The organism is Trinickia sp., assembly GCF_051953955.1.
Classification (GTDB): domain Bacteria; phylum Pseudomonadota; class Gammaproteobacteria; order Burkholderiales; family Burkholderiaceae; genus Trinickia.
Window position 1 is genome coordinate 1 of sequence record NZ_JBQCIF010000085.1, and the last position, 10,531, is coordinate 10,531.

Genomic DNA, 10,531 nt, shown 5'->3' on the forward strand with positions numbered 1-10,531 from the left:
TTTGGGAAAAACACCCAGGGGTAATGCGGCTAATGTCGCTCGGCCCCCGTTGCCTAGTCGCCTAAAAAAAAACGCCGCGCCGGTCGAAGCGGCGCGGCGTCGAGCGGTGCGCGGCCGGGGCCGCGCACGGAGGGAAAAGGGCGGTGGGGTGGCGGGGTCAGCGGTTTTGCGACGGTGCCGGCTCGGCGGGCTGTCGGCCCCGTGCTGCCGCATCTATTCGTGGCGATGCGTCATGCGGGCGAAGCGCGCCTTGATGTCGTCGCTGACGACCTTCTTTTGCTGCTCGCTCAAGCTGTTGTAGACATTGAGCCATGCCGCCGTGACCTGCTCCCGCCGTTCATGTTCCCGGCTCTCGAGCTTCTCGTGGGTGTCGTGCAGGGCGTTCAGATCGATCACCGGCTGCCCCATCGATGCCTCGAATTGCTTGCGCGCCGCTTCGTGATCGGCGCGAGCGGCGTCCCGAGCCGCATTCATCGTCTGCAGGGCACTTTGCCACGCCTGCTCCTGGGGCGGCGTGAGCGTGAGCTTGAGCTCGTTGTGCAGCTTGCCGAGCTCCATCATGAGCATCATCCCTTCGTCGTGATGGCGGCCGTGCCATCCATGATGCCAGCCGCCGCCCATGGCCCCCTCGGCGGCGTAGGCCGTGCCGAAACCCAGTGCAAGCGCCGCGGCGGCGACGGCCGCCCAGCGCGGCGACATCCGCAAAATCGAGTTCATTTTGGTCATGCTCCTCAATCCTGAAACGTAAAGACGTAAAGACGTAAAGTTCTCGAGCTCGCCAAGCAACGTGCAAGCTCGGTAACGTCAGGCTAGGCTTGCCGCGTCGAATGCGTGTTACTCGGCGCCGACGGGCTGTTACGCGCGATTACGGGCCGCTTTCGCGGTAACGGTCCGTAACCCTTTAGTCAGTGAGCCGCGCCAGCGGGCGTCGTGCTCGCGTTACACTTTCGCCCATGGCTACTCAAATCCTCGTCGTCGACGACGACGCCGAACTGCGCGACCTCCTGCGCGACTATCTGGTCCGCCAAGGCATCGAGGTCTCGGTGCTGCACGATGCGGCCTCGCTCGAGCGCCGGCTGGAACGCGAGCGGCCGGATCTCATCGTGCTCGATCTGATGATGCCGGGCGTGGACGGCCTGACCGCGCTGCGCAAGCTGCGCGCGACGGGCGACGACATTCCCGTGATCATGCTGACGGCGCGCGCGGACGACGTCGATCGCATCGTCGGGCTCGAACTGGGCGCCGACGACTACCTCGGCAAGCCGTTCAACCCGCGCGAGTTGCTGGCGCGCGTGCAGGCGGTCCTGCGCCGGCGCCGCACGATTCCATCGGCGGCTCCAGAGCAGCGCGAACCGTTCGCGTTCGGCCGGTTCCAGCTCGATTTTCAGGCGCGCACGCTCAATCTCGAGGGACGTCCGTTGACGCTCTCGGGCAGCGAATTCGCGTTGCTGAAGATTTTCGTGAACCATCCGATGCGCACGCTCACGCGCGAGCGGCTGCTCGAGCTGCTGCACGGGCCCGAGTACGACGGCACCGACCGCGGGATCGACGTCCAGGTCTGGCGGCTGCGGCGCATTCTCGAATCCGATCCGTCGACGCCGCGCTTCATCCAAACCGTGCGTGGCCGCGGCTATGTTTTCGTCCCCAATGGCGAACCGAATGCGGCGCCCAATTGATTCGCTGTTCGGCAGGCTTGCGCTGCTCGTCGTCACGGTTCTGCTGATTTCGCACTTCGCCTGGTTCGTGCTGATACGCGTCGAGCGTAGCCAGTCGCAGGCGCGCTACGCGGTCGAAGAAGAAGCCTTTCTGATCGATGCGGTGCGCCAGCACGTCGCCCGCACGCCGTCGGTGCCGCTGCCGTCGCGCGTGCGGCTCGTCGATCCCGCCAGCCCCGAAGTGCCGCCGGCCAATCAGGATTTGCCGGCTCCACTCAGGCGTTTCGTCCAGGAGATCCGCGACCGTCTGCCGCCGGGCTCGCTCGTGCGGATCGGACCGCCGGCCCGTCCCCCGAACCTCTGGGTGCACGAGTCGGCCGATCGGGAGTGGATCGTCGTGCCGATGACCTCGCTTCATCCGCCGCGCCCGCGCGATCAGATGCTCGAATGGCTCGGCATCATCTTCTCGCTGGCGGTCATGTGCGCGCTGTTCGTCGCCTGGCGGCTGCAGCAGCCCCTGCGGGCGCTGGCGCAGGCCGTCGTGCGGTTCGGCCGAGGGCAGAGCGTCCCGCCGCTTCCCGAGCGAGGCCCGCGCGAGCTGCGCGAGCTCACGCGCGGCTTCAACCAGATGGTGCGCGAAGTGTCGCGTACCGAGCAGGATCGCGCCGTGATGCTCGCAGGCGTGGCCCACGACTTGAAGACGCCGCTCGCGCGCCTGCGGCTGCGCGCCGAAATGATGGAGGAGGCGAAGCTGCGCGATGGCGTGGTGCGCGACGTGGACGCGCTCGCGCACATCGTCGATCAATTCCTCGTATTCGCCCACGACGGCTCGGACCGCAGCGAGCCCGTGGAGGTCGACGAGGCGTGCGCCCGCATAGCGCGCAGCTATCGCGCGGTCGCCCCCGGCAGCCCAGCCGTGCGCACCGCGTTGACGGCGGGGCCAGGCTTTCGTTTGCCGACGGCGACGCTCGAGCGCGTGCTCGCGAACCTGCTGGACAATGCGCACGCCTACGGCGCGCCGCCCGTCGTCGTGGCGACGGCGCGCACGCAAGCGGGCTGGGCGCTGTCGGTCAGCGATCACGGCCGCGGCATTGCCCCGCAAGACCTCGTCAATGCGAGCCGGCCGTTCGTGCGGCTCGACCCCGCGCGCGGCGGCAACGGCCATAGCGGGCTCGGCCTTGCGATCGTCGAGCGGCTCGTGCGGCGGCAAGGCGGCGTATGCGAGATCGGCAACGCGCAAGACGGCGGATTGCGCGTGGCGATGATTTTCCCGTTGACGGCCACCTCGCCTTCCGCGGCGCATTCGGCCAGCGCGCTGTAGCGTCCGAGCGGCGCCGAGCCGGCGAGAGCCGGCTGAACCGTGCGCCGAGGCTACGCGGGCGGCGCGGTCATTCCGCGAAGAGCGAGTCCAGTGCGGCGGCGGCCTCGCTGTCCACCGTGTTGTAAGTGACGCTGTTGGCCTCGAAGATGTAGTGCGTCGTGTACTTGCCGAGCCGCGCAAGGATCTCTTCCTGGATCTCCTCCGGCTCGGTATCGAGCTTCAAATACCATGAGGTGGACGACAGCCTGGTCTGGAACGCGCCGTACTCGGCCATGAGTTCGTCGAAGGCGGTCGCATCCTGGTCGCGACAGACGATGACCAGATTTCCTTTCATGCGCATCTCCCTTGTCGATCGGTAGGTTCGGATTCGCCGCTAAACGCCGATCATACCCGCTCTCGCCGAAGTACCGTTCGTTCGCCGTTTTCGCGCCGGCGGGTGGCCTGCCGTGCCCCGTCGTCGCCTCCTGGGTTCCCCGCGCTGCCGCTTCGCGGCATAATTTCGTGTTTGCGCGCCGCTGCCGTCTGTTTTTGCGCTGCAGGGGGAAATTCGAGCCTGCGGGCGCGAATTTTGTGGCCGGCGCGGTTGTGCCTGAAACATAGGTTGTAGTAGTGTCGTGCCGTCTAAAACGCGGCAAGGCCCGGCAGTCAGGACTCGGCAGCCCGGCAGTCGACGATTCGCGCTCAAAAACGCATTACCGCAACCATACGCTCATGCCTCAATTCCGCATTTCGGATCGTTCCGCCGTCCCGTGCGTGCGCGCTCGCACGAGTTCGCCGGCCGTTGCCGGCCGTGCAAGCGGCCGGCCCGCGTCTGCTCGCCGCTTGCCGCGCGGCGCGAAAGGGGCCTCGTAATGGATTTCGGCTTCAACCTGAATCGCACCGCCAACGCATCCGCGTGGCGGCTCGCGCCCAACCGCTGGGACTTCGTCGCGTTTCCGCTCATCATCTGCGTGATCGCCATGGCCGCGATCGGCTTCCACCAGACGATGGCGCCGATCTCGACGCTCAAAACGCAGGTGATTTCGCTGAGCCCGGCCATGCTGCCCGAGTACGCGCTGCGCACGACGCTGCGCATGCTGGCGGCGATGGTGGCCTCGCTCGCGTTCACGCTCGGGTACGGGACACTGGCCGCGAAGAGCCGCCGTGCCGGCATGGTGCTCGTTCCGATTCTCGACATCCTGCAGTCGGTGCCTGTGCTCGGCTACATTTCGTTCACGGTCACGTTCTTCCTCGCACTGTTTCCGGCGCGCGTGCTGGGCGCCGAACTCGCGGCGATCTTCGCGATCTTCACGAGCCAGGCCTGGAACATGACGTTCAGCTTCTACCAGTCGCTGCGCACCGTGCCGCGCGATCTCGACGAAGTGTCGCGCGGCTTTCATCTGACGGCCTGGCAGCGCTTTTGGAAGCTCGAGGTGCCGTTCACGATGCCGGGCCTCGTCTGGAACATGATGATGTCGATGTCGGGCGGCTGGTTCTTCGTCGTCGCCTCGGAAGCGATCACCGTCGGCAACAACACGATTACGCTGCCTGGCATCGGTGCCTATCTCGCGCAGGCGATTTCGGAGCGGAACCTCGGGGCGATCGGCTGGGTCATCCTCGCGATGAGCATCGTGATCCTGGCCTACGACCAACTGATGTTCCGGCCGCTCGTGGCCTGGGCCGACAAGTTCCGCATGGAGACGACGAGTTCGGGCGACGCGCCGGAATCATGGCTGCTCGACCTCGTGCGCCGCACGAGGCTCATCCACCGGCTGCTCGTGCCGGCCGGCTGGCTGTTCTCGAAGCTCGCGCGGTTGCCGCTGCGGCTGCCGCGCATCGACAACGTCTCGTTCGCCCGCCTGGCGGGCAGCGGCAAGCAGCGCTCGCTCGCCGGCGACGTCGTCTGGGCTGTGCTGCTGCTGATCGGCACCGTCTACGTCGTGTGGCGCGTGGTGGCGTACGTGCGAACGGGCGTCACCGGCGCCGACGTGGGCCACGTCTTCCTGCTCGGCTTCATCACGCTGGCGCGCGTCGTGGTGCTGATCGCCCTGTCGTCGCTGGTCTGGGTGCCGATCGGCGTCAAGATCGGCCTGAAGCCGGCCCTGGCGGAGAAGGTGCAGCCGATCGCGCAGTTCCTTGCCGCGTTCCCCGCGAACCTGCTGTTTCCGGTGTTCGTCATCGTCATCGTGCGCTTTCACCTGAACGCCGATATCTGGCTGTCGCCGCTCATCGTGCTCGGCACGCAGTGGTATATCCTCTTCAACGTCATCGCGGGTACGACGGCCTACCCGAACGATTACCGCGAAGCGGCGACGAACTTTCGCATTCGCGGCTGGCAATGGTGGCGCCAGGCCATGCTGCCGGGCATTTTCCCGTACTACGTGACGGGGGCCATCACGGCATCGGGCGGCGCGTGGAACGCGAGCATCGTCTCGGAGCTCGTGCAGTGGGGCGACACCAGGGTCGCCGCGCACGGGCTTGGCGCCTATATCGCGCGATACACGGCCGCCGGCGATTTTCCGAAGATCATTCTCGGCATCACCGTCATGTCGCTGTTCGTGACGTTGTTCAACCGCCTGCTGTGGCGTCCGCTGTACGCCTATGCCGAAGCGAAGCTGCGGCTCGACTGACCGTGCCGTCCGGGCGTGCCGCGATTGGAGGGCGCGCCCACCGAGTGCTCAATTCTTGAGAGTGAAGCGCAATGCAAAATCCCAAAGCTGACCTTGGCGCCGCGCCGTTCGCCGGCACGGCCACGGCCACTGCTGCGCCGCGTCTGGGCGAGGAAGTCCTCAACGTCAAGGGCGTCCGCCGCGGCTTCTCGAAAGCGCAGGGCGAGCTGCTCGTGCTCGACGACGTCAACCTGTCGCTGCGCGAAGGGGAGATCGTTGGGCTGCTCGGGCGTTCGGGCTCCGGCAAATCGACGCTGCTGCGCATCATCGCTGGCCTCATCGAGCCGACCGCCGGCGAAGTGAGCTACCTCGGCAAGCCGCTGTCCGGCCCAGCCGCAGGGGTGGCGATGGTGTTCCAGACGTTTGCCCTGTTTCCGTGGCTCACGGTGCTGCAAAACGTGGAAGCCGGGCTCGAGGCACTCGGCGTAGGCGCGCGCGCGCGTCGCGAGCGCGCGCTGGCCGCGATCGACTTGATCGGCCTCGACGGCTTCGAAAACGCCTATCCGCGCGAGCTCTCGGGCGGCATGCGACAGCGCGTGGGCTTCGCTCGCGCGCTCGTGGTCGATCCGACGCTGCTGCTGATGGACGAGCCCTTTTCGGCGCTCGACGTGCTGACGGCGGAGACGTTGCGCACCGACTTGCTCGATCTATGGACGCAGCGGCGCATGCCGATCAAGTCGGTGCTGATCGTCACGCACAACATCGAGGAAGCGGTGTTCATGTGCGACCGCATTCTCGTGCTCGCGTCGAACCCCGGGCGCGTCCTGGCCGAGATCAAGGTTCCGTTCGCGCACCCGCGCAACCGTCTCGATCCGGCTTTCAGAAGGCTCGTCGACGAGATCTACGCGAAGATGACGGCGCGCCGCACCGACGAAGCGACGAAGAAGGGGCTCGAGCTCGGCAGTTGGCTGCCGAGTGTCTCGACGAACTTGATGGCCGGCCTGATCGAAACGCTGGCGGCGCCGCCGTATCACGGCCGCGCCGACATGCCGGAAATCGCGCGCTCGCTTCATCTCGAAGTGGACGATCTCTTCCCGATCGCCGAAGTGCTGCAGCATCTCGGTTTTGCCGACGTGCGCGAAGGCGACATCTTCCTCACGCCGCCCGCGCGCGTGTTCGCCGAGTTCGGCACGCAAGAGCGCAAGATGATGTTCGCCGAGCATCTGCTGCGGCACGTGCCGTTGGCGGCCCGGATCAAGAAGGTGCTCAACGAGCGGCCGGGCCATCGCGCACCGCGCGTGCGCTTCGAACAGGAACTGGAGGATTTTCTCTCGGACAGCGCCGCCGAGGAGACGCTCGACGCCGTCATCAACTGGGGCCGTTACGGCGAGATCTTCTCGTATAACGACCAGACGGAAATCTTCAGCCTCGAAGACGTCGAGTCCTGAGCCTCAGCGTCGCAGCCCGGCAGCGGACTGCCATCGAATCGGAATTCAACGCACGCCGCACGCGTCCCGTTGCAACGGCCGCGTGCGGCGCGTTCGTTTTTGTGGGCATCCTTCTACGCTTTCAGGGCTCCGACGGGGGACCGTCGTCCTCGTCCTCGTATGCGCCGAGGCGGTTATAGAGGGTCTTGAGGCTCACGCCGAGCGCTTTCGCCGCGCGCCGCTTGTCGCCGCCGCAGTGCTTGAGCGTGCCGAGGATGATCTGCCGCTGCGCCTCAGCGAGCGGCGTGCCGACCCAAATGCTCATGGCGTCGCCCTGCGTCACGGCTTTTTTCGAACGCGCGGCGAGCCGCGGATGCTCGATTTCGACCGTTTTTTCGGCGAGGATGAACGCGCGGTAGACGCTGTTCTTCAGTTCCCGCACGTTGCCGGGCCATGAATAGGTGCGCAGCGTTTCCTTGGCGCGCTTGCTGAACGTCTTGTTCGTACCTTCTTGCGCGTTCAGTTCGGCCAGGAAGTGCTGGGCGAGCAATTCGCGATCGCCTTCGCGTTCGCGCAGCGGAGGGGCGCGCAGCGGAAACACGGCTAGCCGGTACATCAAGTCTTCGCGCAAGCCGTTTTCCTTCACGGCGACGAGCGGGTCGCGGTTCGTCGCCGCGATGACGCGCACGTCGCTATGCAGCAGTTCGGTGCCGCCGACACGATAGAACGTGCCGGTCTCGAGCGCTCGCAGCAGCTTCACTTGACGCACGGGCATCATCTCGGTGACTTCGTCGAGAAAGAGCGTGCCGCCGTTCGCGTGCTCGAAGTAGCCGGCGCGACCTTGAACGGCACCCGTGAAACTGCCGCGCTCGTGGCCGAACAGTTCCGCCTCGATCAGGCTGTCGGGAATGGCGCCGCAATTGACGGCGACGAACGGGCCGTCCCTGCGCGAACTACGGTCGTGAATGGTGCGGGCGACGAGTTCCTTGCCGGTTCCGGATTCGCCGACGACGAGTACCGTGGCGTCGGTCGATGCGACGCGTTCGATCTGCTCGTACAACTCCAGCATCGACGGCGACGAGCCATAGAGCATCCCGTACGATTCCAGCCCCGTCGCGTCGCGCGCAAGGTTCTTTGCGAATCGTGCCGCCGCGCCATCGTCCCGTGCCGCGGCTGGCGTTTCAACATCGGTAGACTCGGGCATGTGGTTGCAATCCATTGAGCGTTGCCGCTCGAGAAAGTGAATGACTTTCCTTCGGCGCCAATGCGCGTGGCGAGTTCCAAAAGAGTATTTAACCACGCAATGCCGGCTCGACGCACTCGTCTCTCGGTTCGCGACTGGCATGAAACGTGCGGCCCTCCCTGATTCGACGGTAAGCGGAACTCCGCGGGCCCGAATCGATCCGATCGATATCCGGGCGGACGCGCGAGCACCGCCTCACCTCGCATTCGGTAATGCTAGGGGGATCACATGGCTCGTCCTAAAATCGGTATTTTTGGCGCGCTCGTCGCAGTGGGCGGCGTGATCGCGTGGCGCTGGGCGCAAAAGCACCGGGCGTCTCAAGCTCGGCTGGCGGGGGAGCTGAGCCGGTGGGAAGGCGAAGGAGGCGCAGTGGTGGCGGGTGCCGCCGCGGCACCTTCGATGTCGGACGCTAGCCCGGCGCACGGTGCCGCGACGAACGGTACCGGCCACGGCGCTTTCGGGCGCATCGGCGGTACGCAGGACGCTTGGATTTTCCCTCACGGGCATAGCTGAGCGGCTTCTCGCGCTGGCCAGCCCACGGCGCCGCCCGCAGCGCGCGGCGCCCGCTTCATCCCGATGTGGCGAATCGCTCGCCTGACAGGTCTCGTCTGGGCACAATAGCGTGACCAGCGAGTGCCGCACAGGCGGGCCGCGCTCGCCCCGGCGCTCGAGTCGGGTCCCTGTTTTTCAACCATTCATTCATCACTGACCAGCGAACCCAGATGCCACATGTGTTGATAGTCGACGACGACCCCGAAACCCGCGAAGCGCTCGTATCGATCATTGCCGCCGATGGCTTGACGACCGCGACGGCCGGCGACCTGCGCGAGGCCCGCATCCAACTCGTGCGTCAAACGCCCGACGTCGTGTTCACGGATCTGCAACTGCCCGATGGCAGCGGTGTCGACCTGTTCGAGGATCTCGATCCTCGCTCGGGTGTCGAAATTATCGTGATCACCGGTCATGCGACGGTCGAATCCGCCGTGACGGCGCTCAAGATGGGCGCCACCGATTACCTCGTCAAGCCGATCAACATGCAGCGTGTGAAGGCGGTCCTCGATCGCTTGCCGCGCGCGGGGGATTTGAAGGCTCAGATCGGCACGCTGCGCGGCGAATTGCGCCGCATGGGCCGCTTCGGCTTGATGCTCGGCAATTCGCCGGCCATGCAATCGGTCTACGATCAGATCGGCCGGGTTGCACCGACGGCGGCATCGGTGCTGCTCGTCGGCGAATCCGGGACGGGCAAGGAGGTTGCCGCTCAAACGATTCACGAGTTGAGCTTGCGCCGCAAGCATGCGTTTTTGGCCGTCAATTGCGGCGCGATTTCGCCGAATCTGATCGAGTCGGAGATGTTCGGTCATGAGCGCGGCTCGTTCACGGGCGCCGACCGCCAGCACAAGGGCTACTTCGAGCGGGCGAGCGGCGGCACGATTTTCCTCGACGAAATCACCGAGATGCCGGCCGAGCTGCAGGTCAAGTTTCTGCGCGTGCTCGAGACCGGCATGTTCATGCGCGTGGGGACGACGAAGGAAATCGAAACGGACGTGCGCGTCATCGCGGCGACGAACCGCGACCCGGAAGAGGCGGTGCTGGAAGGCAAGCTGCGGCTCGATCTCTATCACCGCCTCAATGTGTTCCCGATCAGCCTGCCGCCTCTGCGCGAGCGCGGCAACGATACGTGGCTGCTCGCGCAGGCATTTCTCGACGAGCTCAACGAGCGTCATGGCTCGCGCAAGCAATTCCCGCCGGCCGTGAAAGACATGATGCTGTCGTATCCGTGGCCCGGCAACGTGCGCGAACTGAAGAACTACGTGCAGCGCGCCTTCATCATGGCCGCGCCGGACGCCGACAGCACGGCGGCCGTGCCGCTGCAAATTTCGCTATCGAAGCCGTCGACGGGCACGGCGGTGACGATTCCGTTCGGGACGTCGCTCGCCAGCGCCGATCGCCAACTGATCCTCGCGACGCTCGAGCAGTGCGGCGGCGTCAAGACGCGCGCGGCCGAAATTCTCGGAATCAGCCTGAAGACGCTCTATAACCGGCTCGTCGAGTACGGAGAGGACGCCAAGTCCGCCGCGAGCGAGAGCGACGTGGCAGGCGAGCCCGGCGAGGCGACGGCCGGAAACTGAGGCGATGCGCTGATGTCTGATGGCGCTAGGCGCAAGGCGCAAGGCGCAAGGCGCAAGGCGCAAGGCGCAAGGCGCAAGGCGCAAGGCGCAAGGCGCAAGGCGCAAGGCGCAAGGCGCAAGGCGCAAGGCGCAAGGCGCAAGGCGCAAGGCGCAAGGCGCAAGGCGCTG

General features: G+C 66.0%; 10 protein-coding genes. 7 read left to right on the plus strand and 3 right to left on the minus strand.

Features of this window, described 5'->3' with window-relative positions:
- Positions 1-213: 213 nt before the first annotated feature.
- Positions 214-726, minus strand: a complete 513-nt coding sequence (locus ACTHNZ_RS16395; RefSeq protein ID WP_440543590.1) for a periplasmic heavy metal sensor — start codon at positions 724-726, stop codon at positions 214-216.
- 227 nt (positions 727-953) lie between these two features.
- Here ACTHNZ_RS16395 and ACTHNZ_RS16400 point away from each other — a divergent pair, with 227 nt between their 5' ends.
- On the plus strand, positions 954-1,676 hold the full coding sequence (locus ACTHNZ_RS16400; RefSeq protein ID WP_440543591.1) for a response regulator: 723 nt from the start codon (positions 954-956) through the stop codon (positions 1,674-1,676).
- Positions 1,660-2,976 (plus strand): ATP-binding protein, encoded by a 1,317-nt coding sequence (locus tag ACTHNZ_RS16405; RefSeq protein ID WP_440543592.1) that lies wholly within the window; start codon positions 1,660-1,662, stop codon positions 2,974-2,976. The genes ACTHNZ_RS16400 and ACTHNZ_RS16405 overlap by 17 nt, the downstream gene beginning before the upstream one ends.
- Before the next feature lie 67 nt (positions 2,977-3,043).
- Here the strand turns inward: ACTHNZ_RS16405 and ACTHNZ_RS16410 are convergent, their stop codons facing one another.
- The gene (locus tag ACTHNZ_RS16410) at positions 3,044-3,310 is read right to left on the minus strand and encodes a double-stranded DNA-specific endonuclease (protein WP_115536077.1); all 267 of its coding nucleotides are present in this window, start codon (positions 3,308-3,310) and stop codon (positions 3,044-3,046) included.
- Positions 3,311-3,827: 517 nt separating this feature from the next.
- Between ACTHNZ_RS16410 and ACTHNZ_RS16415 the strand changes: the two genes are divergently transcribed.
- Both ACTHNZ_RS16415 and ACTHNZ_RS16420 read left to right on the plus strand, forming a co-directional pair.
- Positions 3,828-5,585, plus strand: coding sequence for an ABC transporter permease (locus tag ACTHNZ_RS16415; protein ID WP_440543593.1), 1,758 nt, complete (start codon positions 3,828-3,830; stop codon positions 5,583-5,585).
- A gap of 71 nt (positions 5,586-5,656) precedes the next feature.
- The gene (locus ACTHNZ_RS16420; protein ID WP_440543594.1) at positions 5,657-7,012 is read left to right on the plus strand and encodes an ABC transporter ATP-binding protein; all 1,356 of its coding nucleotides are present in this window, start codon (positions 5,657-5,659) and stop codon (positions 7,010-7,012) included.
- Positions 7,013-7,133: 121 nt separating this feature from the next.
- Here the strand turns inward: ACTHNZ_RS16420 and ACTHNZ_RS16425 are convergent, their stop codons facing one another.
- Positions 7,134-8,195, minus strand: coding sequence for a sigma-54 interaction domain-containing protein (locus ACTHNZ_RS16425; protein ID WP_440543595.1), 1,062 nt, complete (start codon positions 8,193-8,195; stop codon positions 7,134-7,136).
- Positions 8,196-8,462: 267 nt separating this feature from the next.
- Here ACTHNZ_RS16425 and ACTHNZ_RS16430 point away from each other — a divergent pair, with 267 nt between their 5' ends.
- The 3 genes from ACTHNZ_RS16430 to ACTHNZ_RS16440 form a co-directional block, all read left to right on the plus strand.
- Positions 8,463-8,747, plus strand: a complete 285-nt coding sequence (locus tag ACTHNZ_RS16430; RefSeq protein WP_440543596.1) for a hypothetical protein — start codon at positions 8,463-8,465, stop codon at positions 8,745-8,747.
- A gap of 209 nt (positions 8,748-8,956) precedes the next feature.
- Entirely contained in the window at positions 8,957-10,363 is a 1,407-nt protein-coding gene (locus ACTHNZ_RS16435) for a sigma-54-dependent transcriptional regulator (protein WP_440540192.1), read from the plus strand.
- A 12-nt stretch (positions 10,364-10,375) separates the two neighbouring features.
- Positions 10,376-10,531 (plus strand): alanine-zipper protein (locus tag ACTHNZ_RS16440; protein ID WP_440543597.1); only part of this gene is annotated, 156 nt, incomplete at its 3' end.

Bases quoted from the DNA above. Each gene is read 5' to 3' on its own strand.
- ACTHNZ_RS16420 (WP_440543594.1), top strand. From the start codon at position 5,657: ATGCAAAATCCCAAAGCTGACCTTGGCGCCGCGCCGTTCGCCGGCACG.
- ACTHNZ_RS16425 (WP_440543595.1), bottom strand. From the start codon at position 8,195: ATGCCCGAGTCTACCGATGTTGAAACGCCAGCCGCGGCACGGGACGAT.
- ACTHNZ_RS16400 (WP_440543591.1), top strand. From the start codon at position 954: ATGGCTACTCAAATCCTCGTCGTCGACGACGACGCCGAACTGCGCGAC.
- ACTHNZ_RS16430 (WP_440543596.1), top strand. From the start codon at position 8,463: ATGGCTCGTCCTAAAATCGGTATTTTTGGCGCGCTCGTCGCAGTGGGC.
- ACTHNZ_RS16415 (WP_440543593.1), top strand. From the start codon at position 3,828: ATGGATTTCGGCTTCAACCTGAATCGCACCGCCAACGCATCCGCGTGG.
- ACTHNZ_RS16395 (WP_440543590.1), bottom strand. From the start codon at position 726: ATGACCAAAATGAACTCGATTTTGCGGATGTCGCCGCGCTGGGCGGCC.
- ACTHNZ_RS16410 (WP_115536077.1), bottom strand. From the start codon at position 3,310: ATGAAAGGAAATCTGGTCATCGTCTGTCGCGACCAGGATGCGACCGCC.
- ACTHNZ_RS16405 (WP_440543592.1), top strand. From the start codon at position 1,660: ATGCGGCGCCCAATTGATTCGCTGTTCGGCAGGCTTGCGCTGCTCGTC.
- ACTHNZ_RS16435 (WP_440540192.1), top strand. From the start codon at position 8,957: ATGCCACATGTGTTGATAGTCGACGACGACCCCGAAACCCGCGAAGCG.